Raw genomic sequence first — 16,882 nt, 5'->3', positions numbered from 1 at the left:
GCCCTGGAGGTAGCGCGTCCATGTGGTCGCAGAAGAGACGGGTGGCCGCGATCGCGGCGGCGGGCTTCGTGGTGGCCGGGCTGGTGTCCGGCACCCCGGCGAGCGCGGCGGCGGCGGATCCGGTGTCGCTGGTCAATCCGTTCGTCGGCACGCAGAACTTCGGCAACACCTTCCCCGGAGCCAGCGCACCCTTCGGCATGGTGCAGGTCAGCCCCGACACCGGCGGCCAAGGCGGCTACGACTACCAGCAGAACACGATCTACGGCTTCAGCCAGACGCACCTCTCCGGCGTCGGCTGCGGCGTGATGGGCGAGCTGCCGGTCATGCCGACCACCGGCGCCGTCGATTCCGTCGACAAGAACGCCTACAAATCCGAGTACAGCCACGACGACGAGAAGGCCGAACCCGGCTACTACCGCGTCGGGCTGAAGAAGTACGGCGTCAATGCCGAGCTGACCGCCACCCCGCGCACCGGCTGGCAGCGGTACACCTTCCCGTCGACCGGCCAGGCCAACGTGCTGTTCAACACCGGCCAGGCGAACCAGTCCGTGAAGGATTCCGAGATCCACGTCGTCGGCGACCGGACCCTCGAGGGTCGCGTGCGCGCGGGCGGCTTCTGCGCCGGGCACGACGAGCACACCGTCTACTTCACCGCCACTTTCGACCGTCCGTTCGCCTCGTACGGCACCTGGCGCGGCACCACCCGCACCGCGGGCAGCCGCGACGCCGCCGGCACCGGCGGCAACGGCGCGTGGGTCAGCTTCGACGCTGCCACTGACCACGATGTCGTCCTGAAAGTAGGCCTCTCGTACACCGGTCTCGCTGGTGCGCGGGACAATCTCGCGAAAGAAACCGGCGACAGCTACGACTTCGACGCCACCCGCGCCGCCCTGCGCAAGCAGTGGGCGGACCGGCTCGGCGCGATCAAGATCAGCGGCGGCACCGTCGAACGGCAGACCGCTTTCTACACCGCGCTCTACCACGCGCAGCTGCATCCGAACCTGGCTGGCGACCTCAGCGGCGACTACGCCGGTTTCGACGGCAAGGTTCACCGCGCTGACGGGTACACGCCGTATCAGAACTTCTCGCTGTGGGACACCTACCGTCCGCAGAACCAGTTGCTCGAAATGCTGGAACCGCAGGTGGCCCGAGACGTCGCGCTCTCGGTCGTAGCGATCGGCCGCGACGGCGGCTGGCTGCCGAGATGGGCGCTGGCGGGCAGCGAAACCAACATCATGACCGGCGACCCGGTGACGCCGTTCCTCGTCGAGGCCTGGTCGAAGGGTTTGCTGGCCGGCCACGAGGACGAGGCGTACGCGCTGCTCAAGAAGAACGCGACCACCACGCCGCCCGCCGATTCGCCGTACAACGGGCGCTCCGGCGTGAATTACTACAACGACCGCGGTTACATCCCGAGCGGACTCACGCTCGGCAAGGACTGCGCGGCCAAGGGCGGCGACAACGACTGCGAGCATCCGACCTCGGCGACCATGGAGTACTCCGCCGCCGACGCCGCGCTCGCGTTGATGGCCAAGGGATTGGGCCATCAGGAAGACGCGCGCATGTTCGCCGACCGCGGCCAGTGGTACCGCAACGTCTGGAACGCCGCGGACAAGCAGTTCCGCCCGCGCACCACTGACGGCACCTGGCTCACGCCGTACAACCCGGTCGACGCCGACCACCAGTTCCACGAAGGCGGCGCCTACCAGTACCAATGGCTCGTCCCGCAGGATCCGGCCGGGCTCGCCGACCTGATGGGCGGCAAGCAGGCGACCGAAAAACGGCTCGACTCCTTCTTCGCCTACGACAACCTGCTCAAGGACCCGGCGGGCACCACGCGCAACGACTGGATCGCCAGCCCGTACGACTACTACGCCAAGGCCACCTACAACCCCAACAACGAGCCCGACCTGCTGTCCCCGTACATGTACAACTGGGTCGGCGCGCCGGCGAAGACCGCGACCGTCGTCCGCGCGGCGATGACGCTGTTCACCACCGGCCCGGACGGCATGACCGGCAACGACGACCTCGGCACGATGTCCGCCTGGTACGTCTTCTCCTCGCTCGGTCTCTACCCGACGATGAGCGGCGCGAACTTCCTCGCGGTGTCCAGTCCCCAGTTCGACTCGGCGACCGTCCAGATCGGACAGTACGAGGGCAGGCAAGGCGGCACGCTCACCGTCACCGCGCCCGGCGCGAGCGACACGAACCGTTACGTACAAAGCGTTTCGCTCAACGGCCGGGACGTCCGGCAGACCTGGCTCGACTGGTCCGCAGTCTCGCACGGCGGCGAACTCGCCTACCAGGTCGGTGCGACACCGTCCTCCTGGGGCACCCAGCCGGGCACGGAACCGCCGTCGGTGAACAAGGCGACCGGCGATCTGCGCCGGCATGTGGACGCGACGCTGCGGCCGAGTTCGGTCGTGCTGCCCCAGCAATCGGCGGCGCAGACTGTCCACTTGAACCTCGACGTGCTCGGCCAGAATCCCGGCGCCCAGCCGGTTTTCGTGACCTCGTCGGCACCGTCCGGCTGGCAGGTGCGGACCGAACCGCTGCAGCTGTTGTGGTCCTCCCAGCTGCCGACGCAGAAGACCGCGCCGGTCACGGTGACCGTTCCGGCCAATACCCCGGTCGGCACGTACTCGGTGCAGCTCAAGGCCTCCGGGCCGGGAGCGAATACTGTCACCCGCACCGCGAGCATCGAAGTCCGCGAACCGACGGTGTGTGCGACGACGTCCGGAACCCAGTGCGCGGTCGATCTCAGCCACGACCGCAACCACGACGGGACCGCGACCGTCGCGGCGTCCACGGAGGGCAACTTCGACGGCAGCGGCTGGAGTTACGACGCTGACCTGATGCCGCCAGCCGGACCTTTCGTCCACAATGGAGTCACCTACGCGGCGCCGGATCCCACTGGCACCGCGGTGAACTTCGTGGAAGCACGCGGGCAATCGCTGCTGCTGCCCGCCGGAAAGCACCAGGCGATGCAGCTGATCGGCTCGTCGCACAACGGCCCGGTGTCCACCTCGCTGACCGTGCACTACAGCGACGGCTCCAGCGCGGATCTTCCGGTGACGTTCGGCGACTGGGCCGGTTCGACGCCGTCCGGCACGACTGTCGTGCTCGACATGCCGCACCGCATCAAGGCGGGCAGCGGTATCGACGGCCCGCCGGTGCGGCTGTTCGGCCTCACCTCCACAGTGGACGGCGCCAAGACCGTCCAGTCGGTGAGCCTGCCGAACGACCCGCGCGTGCAGCTCTACGCGATCACCCTGGCCTGAGCCCGGCCGGGTTCGCCGGTTCCCTCCCCTGCGTCCGGCGAACCCGGCCACCCCCAGTCCCCCGCAAGCCTCAGGCGGCCGCGGGCACCGCCGCGACCCGGCCCATCGCCTCGCCGTAACACGCCTCGAACGAATCCAAACTGGACTCCAGCGCGTGCCCGGCGATCATCTTGCCGCTCGCTGCCCCCATCCGTGCCAACGTCGCCGGGTCGGCGACGACTGCGCGCAGCCGTTCGGCCAGCTCCTCCACGTTGCCCGGTTCGAACAGCCAGCCGTTGTAGCCCGGGCGGCACAAGTGCGGCAGCGCCATCGCGTCCGCGACCACCACCGGCTTCCCCGCCGCCATCGCCTCCATCGTCGCGAGGCTCTGCAGTTCGGCGATGCCCGGCATGCAGAAGACGTCCGCGGCCGCGTAGGCGTCCAGCAAGTCCTCTTCGGACACGAACCCGCGGAACCGCACCCGGTCGGCGATCCCCAGCTCGGCGGTCAGCTTTTCCCACTCCGCCCGGCACGAACCGTCACCGATGAGCTCCGCCCGCAAACCGGGCACGAGCGCGACCGCGCGCAACAGCTCGTCGACGCGCTTCTCTTCGTCGAGCCGACCGACGAACAACACCGTCGGATCGCCGGACGAGCGCGACACGGTACGCGACCGGTAGCGGTCGATGTCGATACCGCACGACACCGGGATCGCACGCTTCGGGAAACCGTTGTCGTGCAACAGTTCCACCGCACGCGGGGTCGGCGCGGTGACGACGCGGGCCGAAGAGAACACGCGCGTCAGGTCGCGCCACGCCCACCGCGAGGCCGCGCCGCGCAGCCATTCCGGCACTCGTACGTGGCCGAACAGGTTTTCCGGCATGAAGTGGTTCGTCGCCACCGCCGGGACGCCCATCGCGGCGGCGTGCTTCAGCACGTACCTGCCGACCACGAAATGCGCCTGGACGTGGACAAGGTCCGGCTGCAACTCCTCCAGCAGCGCAGCGACGTCCTTGCTCACCTCCCAGGGCAGGCCGATCCGGAAGGTCCGGTGGAACGGGGTGCGGTGCGACCGGACGCGGTGCACCACGACGTCGCCGTCTCTTTCGGTGCGCGCCGGGCCCTCCGGGTCGACGCTGATCACGTGGACCTCGTGGCCGCGGCCGGCGAGTCCGGCGGACAGCCGGTACGCGAACTGCGCCGCGCCGTTGACGTCCGGCGGATAGGTTTCGGCGGCGACCACGATGCGCAAAGCCCGGTCGTCGTTCACAGGGTGCTCCGATCTGGTGGAGTGAACAGGAGAAGAACTGCCGCGGCTCAGCACCGCGACGCCGCCGACCGCCAACACGGCCGCGGTCAGCGCGACCGCGGTCGCCATGGGGTCGAGATGGGTGGCTTCGCCGAGCACCCCGGCGCCGAGACCCACCGCGACCAGCGGGTCCACGACGGTCAAGCACGCGACGGCGAGATGCGGCGGGCCGCACCGGTAGGACAGCTGCACGAGCCAGCCGCCGACCACCAGCGCCGTCACCATCGCGGCGACGGACACCGCGGTGCTGAAGTCGACGGTGCCGTCGCGGACTTCGAGGGAAACCGCTCGCATCAATACCGAAACGAAGCCGTAGGCAGCGCCGCCGGCCGCGCCGAAACACAGTCCGCGGATCGACGGACGGGAAGCGAGCGCGCCGACCAGCGTCAGCAGCGCCACGACCCCCAGCACCAGCAATGCCGCCCGCGTTTGCGCGTCGGCGCCGACCGCGGTGCTCGTGGTGCTGCCCGCGGCGACGGTCACGAACGTCCCGACGCCGAGCATCGTGACCGCGACCGCGGGAAGATCCCGCCGCCTCCGGTCGAGAATCGCGGTGATCGCCACGGCGATCACCCCGACCGGCTGCACGACGGTCAGCGGAGCCATCCCCAGCGCGACCGCGTGGACGCCCGCCCCCGAACCGAGCAGGGCCAGCCCGCCGAGCCAGCGCGGCGCCCGGATCAGCTCCCCGAGCCGCGTGCGACCGGCCAGCCCGGTCACCACGCCGTGCTGCAGAAGTGCGCCGGAGGAAAAGAAAACCGCGCCGACCAGGGCAAGCGCAATGGCGAGAATCGTCATGAGGCCACCTCGGCTCGCGCCATCGCGGTGACGGCGAAAAGCTGTGCGTAGAGCAGGGCGTACAGCACTCGTTCGAACAACCCCAGGAATTCGGGCACGGACTGTTCCAGCAATGGCGCGTGCGCCAGCAGAAAGGCGAGCGAAGCGACACCGGAGGCCAGCGAAAGCCAGCGCACCGCCTTCGCTTCCGGCCGGCGGCGTGCCAGCAGCCATCCCGCCAGCGGCAGGCACACGAACATCGCCGCACCGGCATATCGGTGCACCGCACCGGAAAACGACGTCTCGACGCCGGTCGGATCAGTCGGGAAGAACGTCGCGACGACCAATCCGGCCGCCCACAACACGATCAGCACCGACTCCGGGCTGCGGCTCGGCAACCCCTGCTTGAGCAGTGCGTGCCGGACGGCCAGCGACGCGCCGGCCAACCCGAGCGAAGCCGCCGCCAGCAGCACTGCTCCGCCGGGCGGGAAAACGTAGTCGCTGATGACGTCGCGGACCGGGTCGACGACGCCCGCCGCGACCAGGTGCAACAGGAAGATCGGCACCAGCGAGAAAGCCAAGGCCGCGGTGGCGATCACCGGCACCGTCGCCCTGGCTTTCCGCGTTATGAGGGTCACATCGATCAGCATGCTGGCGGTCGTGACCGCCCGGCATCGGGGAACACCCTGAGATGCACCCCGGGAATCCGCAGCCGGTCCAGGGCCTCTCCCGGCCGGATCGGACCGGGCGCGCGCTTCGGGTTCGCCGTCGGCGAGGCCGGACAAACTGCCTCAAACGCGACCCGAATAGGACGTTATACACCGGCCGGCGCGGCGTGATCATACTGTCCTTTGTGGACTTTCGGGTCCCTCACCCGGGTGGATGTTGGTTCCACCGGGTGAGGCCGCGAGCCGCCGCCCTCGCCCTGCTGACGGCGCGAAACCGGGCGGTGGCACGCCGCGTTCGCCGGGCGCGGCGCGGTTGCCGGTGCCCGGGCCCCGTGTTCAGATCCCCGCGAACCCAGCCAAAGGAGCGCAATTCCCATGCAGAGGGCACTCGTCAAGGCGGTCGTCGGGGCCGCAGCCGTCATCGCGCTGGTCAGCGCGTGCGGGTCGGGCGGATCGAACACCTCGTCCGGATCCGGAGCGTCCGGGCAGAACACCGCCCAGTCCAGCGGAGCCGCACAGCCGAGCGGAGCCGCGCAGTCCGGCGAAGCCGGGCAGAACGGCGCGTCCGGCCAGAACGGAGCCCCCGGGCAGAACAGCCCGGCCGCACAAGCGGTCACCGCGGCGATCCAGCAGGCCTCGCAGGCCTCGCCGATCAAGTTCGAGCCGGAGAAGGCGGAACTGACCGGCCAGGCCAAGGAAGGCCTCGCCGCGATCGCGAAAGCCATGCAGGGCAACGACGTCAAGCTGAAGGTCGAGACCCACGCCGGCTACCCGGACGCGGAGAAGGCCAAGAAGCTGTCCGAGCAGCGCGCTGAGGCGATCACCTCCGCGCTCGAGGCCGACGGCGTCGCCAAGGACCGCGTGCAGGCCGAGCCGAGCGGAAGCGAAAAGGCGCAGGGCGACCAGGCGTTGGACACGCAGCTCAGCGTCGCTTCGTGACCCGTGCCCCGTCCCCCCGCCGGCATTACCTGGTCGGGCCGAGCGGCTATCCGAACTTCGGCGACGAACTGATCGCCGCCGCTTGGATCCGCCGCTTGGCCCGCACCGAACCGGACGCCGAAGTCTGGCTCGACACGCATTCTCCGGGACCGGCGCAGCATTTGTTCGGCGACCTGCACCCGCGTTTGCGCTGCACGGACACCTTGTGGCGGCTGTGCGGCGAAGCGCCGTCGGACGATCCGTGGGAAGTCGCGTCCTGGGTGCAGGCCGCGGTGCACGACCCCGGTCGGGCGCCGCGCTGGGACGCGGGCATCGAGCTGCTCGGCCGGCTCGACGTCGTGCACTTGATCGGCGGCGGCTATGTCAACGCGCTGTGGCCCCGGCACCTCGGACTGGTCGCCGGGGCCGCGGCGGCCGCGCAGCGTTCCGGTGCGCGCTCGGCGATGACCGGGCAGGGCTTCATCCCGTTCTCCGCAGGCGCGGCCGGGCTGTTGCGCACGCTCGCCGAGCGGTTCGACGTCGTCGACGTCCGCGACGATCCGTCCGGCGAACTCCTGCACGGCGTCCCGGGCGTCACCCGGACCTGCGACGACGTCTTCCTCGACCCGCATCCGCCGACGACGCCGACGACACGCGAGTTCGTGCTGTGCATGCAGTCGGACATCGGCGCCGAGCAGCCGTCCGTGCTCGCCGCGCAGGTGCTCGACCTGGTGCGCGCGTGGCGGCTCCCGCCGGCCGAACTCGCTGTGGTGGAAGGGATTCCTCGCGTCGACCGCGAGGTTTTCGCGTTGCTGGAGCACGAACTGCCCGGCGCGGAATTCCATCCGTTCCGCGACGTATGGCAGCGCGGCCTTCCGCTCGCGCCAGGGCAGACCTGGATCTCCAGCCGCTTCCACCTGCACCTGGTCGCCGCCGCGGCGGGCGCGACAGGCGTGGCCGTCGACGTTTCGCCGGAGTACTACACCACGAAACACCGGAGTCTCATCGAACTCGGTTCCGGGTGGACGCTCGTGGCCGCCGGCGCCGAGAAGCCGCCGGAACGCCCTTCCGGCACCGGATTTCCGGCGCACGTCCTGCATCACTGCGCGAATCTGAAGCGCTCGGTCGCCGAAGCCGTGTACGGCCCGGAATTGCCGAAGACCCGCACCCGGTGGCCGCGGCTCAGTTGAGCGCGCCGCGGCTCTGATCGGCGAGCGCGCCGAGCCCGATGCACACCGCACCGGCGAGGAACAGGAGCGAAACACCCCAGGTCGCGTGCGTCGCGGAGGCTTCCACGATCGCCAGCGCGGCGAGCGGCGCGAGCCCGCCGGACACCGCTCCCCCGACCTCGCGGCCGGTGCCGAGGCCGGTCGAGCGGACCTCCGCCGGGAACTGTTTGGCCAGGAACGCGCCCTGCGCCGACAGCATCGCCGGAACCACGATGCCGGTCGCCAGCACGAGACCGAGCCAGATGAACCAGCTGGTGCCGGTGTCGAGAAGCCAGAAGAACGGGAACGCCAGCAACCCGGTGGCCACCGCCCCGGCGACCACGACCTTCTTCGCCCCGACGCGGTCGCTGAGCCATCCGGCGATCGGCACCGTCACGATCGCCATCCCGCTCGCGATGCTGATGCCCAGCGCACCGATATTCGCCGGGACACCGCGGAAATTCGTCAGGTAGGCGAGCGAGAAGGTCTTGAACACATAGCTGACGCCGTTGTAGCCGATAGTGATCACCATGACCACCGTCAGCGCGCGCCAGTCGCTGCGGAACAGCTTCACCAGCGGCCGGTTCGCCCACCCGCGAGGGCGATTTTTCTTGCTGCGCACCAGGTTCTCGAACTCCGGGGTTTCCGGCACCCGGCGGCGCACCCACAGGCCGACGCCGACGAGCAGGAAGCTCGCCAGGAACGGGATCCGCCAGCCGAAGCCGTGCAGGAACTCTTTGTCCAAAGTGGTCAGTCCGGCGACGGCGAGCGAGGAGACGAGCAGCCCGACGTTCACGCCCAGCGCGGGCCACGAACCTTGCCGCCCGCGTTTCCGCGGATCAGCGTGCTCGTACGCGACCGCGATCGCGCCGCCGAATTCCGCGCCCGCACCGAGTCCTTGCAGCAGCCGCAGCACGACGAGCAGCACTGGCGCGACAAGGCCGGCGCTCGCGTAACTCGGCAGCAGGCCGATCCCCGCCGAGGAGACGCCCATCAGCACGAACGTCCACGACAGCACCTTTTTGCGGCCGATCCGGTCGCCGAGCGCGCCGAACACGATGCCGCCGACCGGCCGGGCCAGGAACCCGACGGCGAACGTCGCGACCGAGGCCATGGTCGCGGCCGCGTCGTTGCCGGGCGGGAAGAACACGTGGCCGAACACCAGCGCGGCCATCGACGCGTAGAGGTAGAAATCGAACCACTCGAGCGCGGAGCCGACGACCACCGCCGCCCCGACTCCGCGCGGGGCTTTCCGGATCGTTCCGACGCTGTCGTGCACAACACTGGGCATGGTCCTGCTCTCCGGAACTGGGGCACGGGCGAGCGGAAGCCAGCCGGCGCGCGCCGTTGCGTGCGTATTTGAGAACGCTTGATGCGTATATCCGGATGCTAAGAGACCGCGAACACACCGGTCAAGGGTCTTCGGGAATTCGGCTCAGCCCCGGCGCGAGGCTTCCCAGCGCTTCACGACCGCCGACGTGATGTCGGCCAGCGCGTCGCCGATCTCGGGCAGGCGGCCGGAAATCCGGGTGGTCGGGCCCGCGACCGCGATGGCCGCGACGACCTCTCCGTCGACCAGGATCGGCCGCGCCGCGGCGCTTACGTCGGGCAGGGTTTCGCCGCGGTTGAGCGCGACGCCCTTGGCGCGGACGGTGTCGAGTTCGTCCATCGCGGCCTGCACGCGATCCTCGTCCGGGAGCACCGACTTCAGGTACGCCTCACGCCGGCGCGCCGACCAGTACGCGAGGAAAATCTTGCCCGCACTCGGCGGGTACAGCGGCCGCCGGGTGCGCAGCGGCGCGGAGTAGCGGATCGGCTGCTCGGACTCGACGGCGTCCACGTAGATCAGCGAATCGCCGACCGCGGCGCCGAGCATCACCGTCTCGCCGAACCGGCGGCGCAGCTCCTCCAAGGCGGGCCGGGCCGCGGTCGCGATGCCGGGCAGGCCGCCGGTGAGCAGGTTCCCCAGCGCCGGGCCGAGCCGGTAGGTTCCGTCGGTCTCGACCAGATAGCCGGTCGACACCAGGCCTTTGACCAGGCCGAACACCGAGGATTTCGGCGCGTCGAGCGCGACGGCCAGCTCGTGCAGCCGCATCCCGGGCTGCCGTGCGACACACTCGAGGATGCTGGTGACGCGACCGACTGTGCGGTGCGCCTTGGCAGTCGATTCGGTCACGGCAGCCTCCCCTGCGTTCGCAGATACGAACCCTATCGCGGCCACCGCCCCGGACGGCGCTTGACCCGACGCGCGCGCCGTTCTACGTTGAACGTATATCCGAACTTAGCGTTCTCATATACGCACGATGGAGAGCAGCACCGTGGACTTCCAGCTGAGCCAAGACCAGGAGGACATCCGGCGCGCCGTGCGCGAGCTGGCCGCCCGGTTCCCCGACGAGTACTGGGCGCGGCACGACGAACGCGCGGAGTTCCCGCGCGAGTTCTACGACGCGTTCGCCGAGGCGGGCTGGCTCGGCATGGCGATCCCGGAGCAGTACGGCGGCGGCGGGCTCGGCATCCTCGAAGCCGCGCTGCTGCTGGAAGAAGTGGCCGCGTCCGGCGCAGGGATGAACGGGTGCAGCACGATGCACCTGACGATCTTCGGGCTGAACACGATCGTCAAGCACGGCAGCGAGGAAATGCGGCGGGAGATCCTGCCCGGCGCGGTCGACGGTTCGCTGCACGTCTGCTTCGGCGTGACCGAACCGGACGCGGGCACGGACACCACGCGGATCTCCACCTTCGCCCGGCGCGACGGCGATTCCTACATCGTGCACGGCCGGAAGGTCTGGATCACCAAGGCAGGCCAGTCGCAGAAAATGGTGCTGATCGCCCGCACCACGCCGCGCGACGAGGTCGAAAAGCCGACCGACGGCATGTCGCTGTTCGTCGTGGACATCGAGTCCGACGCGGTGCAATTGCGAGCGATCCCCAAGCTCGGACGCAACGCGGTGTCGTCCTACGAGGTGCTGATCGACGGCCTTCGGGTGCCGGAATCCGCGCGCGTCGGCGAGGAGGGCAAGGGCTTCCGGTACCTGCTCGACGGGCTCAACCCGGAGCGCATCCTGCTCGCGCACGAGGCGCTCGGCATCGGCCGGGCGGCACTGCGGCGGGCAGTTCGCTATGCCGGGGAACGGCAGGTGTTCGGCCGTCCGATCGGGCAGAACCAGGGGCTGGCGTTCCCGCTCGCCGAGGCCGCGACGCGGCTCGACGCGGCGGAGCTGATGGCGCGCAACGCCGCCTGGCGCTACGACCGCGGACTGTCCTGCGGCAAGGAGGCGAACATGGCGAAATGGCTGTGCGCGGACGCCGGGTTCCAGGCCGCCGACCAGGCGATCCAGACCCACGGCGGGATGGGGTACGCGCGGGAGTACCACGTCGAGCGTTACTTCCGGGAGGCACGGCTGCTGCGGCTCGCCCCGATCAGCCAGGAAATGGTGCTGAACTACGTGTCCCAGCACGTGCTCGGGCTGCCGAGGTCCTACTGATGGGCGCGCTCGACGGGCTGCGGGTGCTGGACCTTTCGCGGGTGCTGGCCGGGCCGTACTGCACGCAGATGCTGGCCGACCACGGAGCCGAGGTGATCAAGGTCGAATCGCCCTCGGGCGACGAGACGCGCGGGTGGGGGCCGCCGTTCCTCGCCGAGGGGACCAGCGCTTACTACGCGAATCTCAACCGGGGCAAGAAGAACATCGTGCTCGATCTGTCCGGTCCGGACGGTCGCGAACTGCTCGGCACGCTGCTGGCCGGCGCGGACGTGGTGGTGGAGAACTTCAAGGCGGGCACGCTCGCGCGCTGGGGCTGGCCGGACGAGACGATCCGGTCGGCGTATCCGGCACTGATCCATTGCCGGATCACGGGATTCGGCACGGACGGGCCACTCGGCGGACTGCCTGGGTACGACGCGGTGTTGCAGGCTTACGGCGGGCTGATGAGCGTGAACGGCGAAGCTGACGGGCCGCCGCTGCGCATCGGGGTGCCGGTGGTCGACGTCGTGACCGGGGTGCTCGGGTTTTCCGGGATCCTGCTGGCGCTGCACGAACGGGAGCGGTCCGGGCTCGGGCAGCTGGTGGACTGTTCGTTGCTGGACACTGTGATCAGCTTGCTGCATCCACATTCCGCGGCTTGGCTCGCCGACGGCGCGGTGCCGCGGCGGACCGGTTCGGCGCATCCGTCGATCGCGCCGTACGAGACTTTTCCGACTGCGGACGGGCTGTTCTTCGTCGGCGCGGGGAACGACCGGCAGTTCGCCGCGCTGGTCGACGTGCTCGGCGCGCCTGAGCTGGCTTCCGATCCGCGGTTCGCTTCCAATGCCGGCCGGGTCGGCAATGTCACTGCGCTGCGGGCCGAGCTGACTGTCTTGATCGGACAGTACAAACGGGACGCTTTGGCTGAGTTGCTGCTGGCCAAGGGAGTTCCGGCGTCTCCGGTGCACGATATCGCGGAGGCGATGAACGCCCCGCAGGTGCGGCATCGGGAGATGGTGGTGGAGCGGGACGGGTATCGCGGGGTCGGAGTGCCGGTGAAGCTCGGCCGCACGCCGGGCCGCGCCGCCGATTCGCCCCGCCTTCCGGGGGCGGACACGAGGGAAGTTCTTGCGGCGGCTGGCCTGTCTGGCGAAGAGGTGGAGAGGGCGCTGGCGAAGGGGGCGGCGTACACCAGGCTTGCGTAGGTGGCTTGTGAGTGTTTATCCCGGTTCTAACCGGGATAAACACTCACAAGCCCTCACTGCCAGGGACGGACCGGCGTTCCCCGCCACCGGGTGCGCTCCGGGAGCGTCTCCCCCGCCATCACCAGCGAACCCGACCCGACCGTCGCGCCGTCGGAAACCCCGCTGCCCGGCAGCTGGAACGCGCGCGGCCCGAGGGTCGCGCCGGCACCGAGGAGGACCGGGTCGAGCCGCATGACGCGGTCGTGGAACAGGTGCGTCTGCAGCACGCAGCCGCGGTTCACCACGGCGCCGTCGCCGAGGCGGACGAGGTCCGTTTCCGGCAGCCAGTAGCTCTCGCACCAGACACCGCGACCGATCCGGGCGCCGAGGGTCCGCAGCCACCAGTTCAGCACCGGCGTGCCAAGGAACGATCCGGCGAACCACGGAACGGCGAGCGTCTCGACGAACGTGTCGTACAGCTCGTTCCGCCACACGAACGCGCTCCACAGTGGATGGCGTCCCGGCCGGAAGCGGCCCACCAGTGTCCATTTCACCAGCGTCGTGAGCAGCGCGGCGAAGAGACCGGCCGAGACGAACACCGCGGGCGCGAGGGCGGCGGCGACCCAGAAGCCGTCCGCGATGTCCACTCCGGTGAGTACCGCGGTGACCGCGAGTCCGAGCAGGCCCGCGATGAGCAGCGGTGCGATCCGGCAGGACTCGACCAACGCGCGGGCCAGCTTCAACCGGTGCGGCGGCGCGAAAGTGCGGGCCGGGTCGACGGCATCGGCAGTCCGGCGCAGCTCCAACGCCGGCCGGCCGAGCCAGGACGTGCCGTCGGGGACCTCCGTCGGGGTGTCGGACAGAACGCCGACCAGCGAGCCCGAGCCGAGCTTCCTTTCCGGACCGACGACCGCGGAGTTGCCGACGAACGCGCGTTCGCCGACCTCCGAAACGCCCAGCCGGACCCAGCCGCGGTCGAGTTCGTACGGGGCGGCGAGGACGTCGTCGGCGAGGAACGCGCCGTCCCGTACGCGCAGCAGCGACGGCAGACTGAGCACAGTGGACAGTTCGACGTCGCGGCCGATCCGCGCGCCCAGCAGGCGCATCCAGGCCGGAGTCGCGAGCGCGGCGTAGAGCGGGAACAGCTGCCGCCGCGCGATTTCCAGCAGTTCGTGCACGAACCAGGCCGCCCAGCCCGCCCGGCTCAGCACCGGATAAACGCCCGGCCGGACGGCCCGGCCGGCCAGCCGCACGAGCAGGACGATCGTCAAGGCGTACACCACGATTCCGGCGAAGACGAGCAGCGGCGTCCACGGCAGGATCGCCAGCGCGGCGCCGCGCGGATCGTCCGCCGCCGGGATCAGCAGGAGCGCGACCAGCATCAGCGGAACCGCGGACACGACCAGGAACACCGACCGCAGCGTCCCGCCCAGCGCGAACGCCAGCGAGTACCGCTTCGCCCGCGGGGCCGCCTCGGCCGGCCGCGACGGACGTTCGCCCGACGGCCCGGCCGGGGATCCGCCCCAGACCGCGCCGTCCGGCACGCGGGTGTCGAGCGTCGAACCGGGCAGCAGTACCGAGCCGGTGCCGAGATCCGTGCCCGGCAGCAGCGTGCTGCGACCGCCGACCCGGCCGCCGGCCCCGACCCGGACGCGGCCGATCCGCAGCACCGAGCCGTCCAGCCACCACCCGGCGAGGTCCGCCTCGGGCTCGATCGCGCATCCGTCGCCGAAGTCCGCGAGACCGCTCACCGGCGGCGGCGAGTGCAGGTCCACGCCCCGGCCGACCCGATTGCCGAGCAACCGGGCGTACGGCGCGGCGAGCGGCGTACCGGCGACTCCGGGCGGGCCGACCACGGCCGCGAACCGTTCCGCCGTCCACAGTCGCAGGTGGACGATGCCGCCGCGGCGGTACTCCCCTGGCTCGAGCTTTCCGCGCAGTACCCGCACGCCTCCCGCGGCGAGCAGCATCCGGCCCGGCGGGCTCAGCAGCACCAGCCACGCGGGCACGAGGATCCACCACGACATCCGCGGCAGCCACTGCAACGGCAGCACCAGCGAAACCAGCGAGCCGAGCAGCGACACCGAAAGCAGCCACCGCATTCCGGACAAGGCCAGCAAAACCAGCTGCACCCCGGCCTGCCACCACCCGGCGCCGCGCGCCGCGGCGACCCGCGGCTCTTCCGCCGCGGCAGTTTCGACCGGCGCTCCGGCGAGGCGTTCGTACAGCTCGCGCGGCGTCGGGCAGGAGTACACATCGGACACTGCCGCGTTCGGATACCGTTCGCGCAGCACGGAAACGAGCCGCGCGGCGGTCACACTCGATCCGCCGAGATCGAAGAAGTCGTCGTCCGGACCGGCCGCGGTCCCGAGGTGTTCGCTCCAGACCCGCGACAACCACGCCAGTTTCGGATCGGACGGCACCACCGGCGCGGCGACCGGTTCCTCCAGCGGCCACGGCAACGCGTCGCGGTCGAGCTTGCCCGACGCGCGCACCGGCAGGTCCGGCACCAAGGCCAGCCGCGGCACCAAGGCGGCCGGGAGCCGGTCCCGGAGGCGGCTGCGCGCGGCGGCGCGGTCGAGGCCATCGCCCTCCGGCACCACGTAGCCGACCAGCACCTGCGCACCGCTGTCCGTGCGACGCACTACCGTCGCGGCCGCGGCGACACCCGGCAGGGCCCGCAACGCGGCGTCGATCTCGCCCAGCTCGACGCGCCGTCCGCCGATCTTGACCTGTCCGTCCGCGCGGCCGACGAACTCCAGTCCCTCCGGCACCGCGCGCACGAGGTCGCCGCTGCGGTACCCACGGCTCCAGCCCAGCCCCGGCAGCGGCACGAACTTCTGCGCGTCCTTCGCCGCGTCGAGGTACCGGGCGAGCCCGGCGCCGCCGATGACCAGCTCGCCGCTGCGGCCCCACGGCACCGGGATGCCCGCCGGGTCCTCCGGGTCGACGACCGCGAGTTCCCACCCGTCGAGCGGCAGCCCGATCCGCACCGGTTCGCCCGCGCGCAGGCGCTGGGCGCACGCGACGACGGTGGTTTCCGTGGGGCCGTAAGTGTTCCAGATTTCCCGTTTGCCGTCGTCGAAACGCGTCACGACCTCCGGCGGGCACGCTTCGCCGCCGAGGATGAGCAACCGGACGCTGGCCAGCGTGTCCACTGGCCAGAGCGCGGCGAGCGTCGGCACCGTCGACACGACTGTGACGCCGCGCTCGACCAGCCACGGCCCGAGGTCCGCCCCCGCGCGGACGAGCGAGCGCGGAGCCGGGACGAGGCACGCGCCGTGCCGCCACGCCAGCCACATTTCCTCGCACGACGCGTCGAACGCGACACTCAGCCCCGCCAGCACGCGATCGCCCGGACCGAGCGGCCGCGAGGTGCAGAACAACCGCGCTTCAGCGTCCACAAAGGCCGCGGCCGCGCGATGCGTGACGGCGACGCCCTTGGGCTTGCCGGTGGAACCGGAGGTGAAGATGATCCACGCGTCGTCCTGCGGCTGCGGACGGACCCGCGGCCACCGCGGTCCGCGCGCAGGCGGCAATCCCGCATCGCTCAGGACCAGGCTCACTTGTGCTTCGGCCCACACTGTCTCGGCGCGGTCGGCCGGATCGTCTGCGTCGACCGGGACGTAGGCCGCTCCGGTGGAAAGAACGGCGAGAATGCCGCGGTACAGCGCCGCGGTGCCGGAAGTCATCCGGATGCCTACCCGGTCGCCCGGCAGGACCCCGGCGGCACGGAGGCGTCCGGCGAGCTCTTCGACCTGCGCGGCGAACTCGCGGTACGTCGCCCGCTCGGTTCCGTCGTCCAGCGCGAGCGAATCCGGGTGCTTGCGCACCGTTTCGGCGAAAATGTCGTAAAGCGTGCGCGCGGCGGGCGCCGGACCCGCCTGGTAAACCGCCGTCGCCCCATCGGCGAGCCTCTCGGGCGCGACTGTGCGCACCCGATCCGCGTCCAGCGTCACAGGAAAACCTCTTTCCAGGAGAACAGGAGTCACGAAACCGGCCGGACACCACTCAACAATGGGCGGCGTGAGGCCGGGCTGAAGCAGCAGCGCGGTACCCGGGCACTGAAATCGGAACAAGAACAGATATCGGGC

Annotated in this window: 10 protein-coding genes; 5 read left to right on the top strand and 5 right to left on the bottom strand. The window is 70.5% G+C overall.

Annotated elements, in window-relative coordinates:
• The first annotated feature begins 20 nt into the window (after positions 1-20).
• Positions 21-3,281 (top strand): GH92 family glycosyl hydrolase, encoded by a 3,261-nt coding sequence (locus tag ATK30_RS34850; RefSeq protein WP_101439025.1) that lies wholly within the window; start codon positions 21-23, stop codon positions 3,279-3,281.
• Positions 3,282-3,351: 70 nt separating this feature from the next.
• Here ATK30_RS34850 and ATK30_RS34845 read toward each other — a convergent pair whose 3' ends face one another.
• Complete coding sequence (locus ATK30_RS34845) at positions 3,352-5,367, bottom strand: glycosyltransferase (RefSeq protein ID WP_101439024.1); 2,016 nt, start codon at positions 5,365-5,367, stop codon at positions 3,352-3,354.
• A complete protein-coding gene (locus ATK30_RS34840; protein ID WP_244194820.1) occupies positions 5,364-5,984 on the bottom strand; it encodes a DUF998 domain-containing protein in 621 nt (206 codons plus the stop codon). The genes ATK30_RS34845 and ATK30_RS34840 overlap by 4 nt, the downstream gene beginning before the upstream one ends.
• A 405-nt stretch (positions 5,985-6,389) precedes the next feature.
• Between ATK30_RS34840 and ATK30_RS34835 the strand changes: the two genes are divergently transcribed.
• Positions 6,390-6,953, top strand: coding sequence for an OmpA family protein (locus tag ATK30_RS34835; protein WP_101439022.1), 564 nt, complete (start codon positions 6,390-6,392; stop codon positions 6,951-6,953).
• Positions 6,950-8,122: a polysaccharide pyruvyl transferase family protein gene (locus tag ATK30_RS34830; protein ID WP_101439021.1), complete on the top strand. Its 1,173-nt coding sequence runs from the start codon at positions 6,950-6,952 to the stop codon at positions 8,120-8,122. Before ATK30_RS34835 ends, ATK30_RS34830 begins: the two co-directional genes overlap by 4 nt.
• Here ATK30_RS34830 and ATK30_RS34825 read toward each other — a convergent pair.
• Together ATK30_RS34825 and ATK30_RS34820 are read right to left on the bottom strand one after the other, a co-directional pair.
• Positions 8,115-9,431: an MFS transporter gene (locus ATK30_RS34825; RefSeq protein WP_101439020.1), complete on the bottom strand. Its 1,317-nt coding sequence runs from the start codon at positions 9,429-9,431 to the stop codon at positions 8,115-8,117. The two genes, ATK30_RS34830 and ATK30_RS34825, sit on opposite strands and share 8 nt — an antisense overlap.
• A 144-nt stretch (positions 9,432-9,575) precedes the next feature.
• Positions 9,576-10,316 carry an IclR family transcriptional regulator gene (locus tag ATK30_RS34820; protein ID WP_101439019.1) on the bottom strand — a complete coding sequence of 247 codons (741 nt, stop codon included), beginning with the start codon at positions 10,314-10,316 and terminating at the stop codon, positions 9,576-9,578.
• Between the two features lie 127 nt (positions 10,317-10,443).
• Here ATK30_RS34820 and ATK30_RS34815 point away from each other — a divergent pair, with 127 nt between their 5' ends.
• Entirely contained in the window at positions 10,444-11,625 is a 1,182-nt protein-coding gene (locus ATK30_RS34815) for an acyl-CoA dehydrogenase family protein (RefSeq protein WP_220816941.1), read from the top strand.
• The gene (locus ATK30_RS34810) at positions 11,625-12,809 is read left to right on the top strand and encodes a CaiB/BaiF CoA transferase family protein (RefSeq protein WP_101439018.1); all 1,185 of its coding nucleotides are present in this window, start codon (positions 11,625-11,627) and stop codon (positions 12,807-12,809) included. Before ATK30_RS34815 ends, ATK30_RS34810 begins: the two co-directional genes overlap by 1 nt.
• Positions 12,810-12,862: 53 nt before the next feature.
• On the opposite strand, the gene ATK30_RS34805 is transcribed toward ATK30_RS34810, so the two are convergent.
• Positions 12,863-16,747 carry a Pls/PosA family non-ribosomal peptide synthetase gene (locus ATK30_RS34805; protein ID WP_167442050.1) on the bottom strand — a complete coding sequence of 1,295 codons (3,885 nt, stop codon included), beginning with the start codon at positions 16,745-16,747 and terminating at the stop codon, positions 12,863-12,865.
• Positions 16,748-16,882 lie beyond the last annotated feature (135 nt).

The organism is Amycolatopsis echigonensis, from assembly GCF_002846615.1.
GTDB lineage: Bacteria > Actinomycetota > Actinomycetes > Mycobacteriales > Pseudonocardiaceae > Amycolatopsis > Amycolatopsis echigonensis.
Note: the sequence above shows the minus strand (reverse complement) of the source record. Positions and strands in the feature narration are given on the sequence as shown.

Bases quoted from the DNA above. Each gene is read 5' to 3' on its own strand.
- ATK30_RS34810 (WP_101439018.1), top strand. From the start codon at position 11,625: ATGGGCGCGCTCGACGGGCTGCGGGTGCTGGACCTTTCGCGGGTGCTG.
- ATK30_RS34835 (WP_101439022.1), top strand. From the start codon at position 6,390: ATGCAGAGGGCACTCGTCAAGGCGGTCGTCGGGGCCGCAGCCGTCATC.
- ATK30_RS34850 (WP_101439025.1), top strand. From the start codon at position 21: ATGTGGTCGCAGAAGAGACGGGTGGCCGCGATCGCGGCGGCGGGCTTC.
- ATK30_RS34815 (WP_220816941.1), top strand. From the start codon at position 10,444: ATGGAGAGCAGCACCGTGGACTTCCAGCTGAGCCAAGACCAGGAGGAC.
- ATK30_RS34845 (WP_101439024.1), bottom strand. From the start codon at position 5,367: ATGACGATTCTCGCCATTGCGCTTGCCCTGGTCGGCGCGGTTTTCTTT.
- ATK30_RS34825 (WP_101439020.1), bottom strand. From the start codon at position 9,431: ATGCCCAGTGTTGTGCACGACAGCGTCGGAACGATCCGGAAAGCCCCG.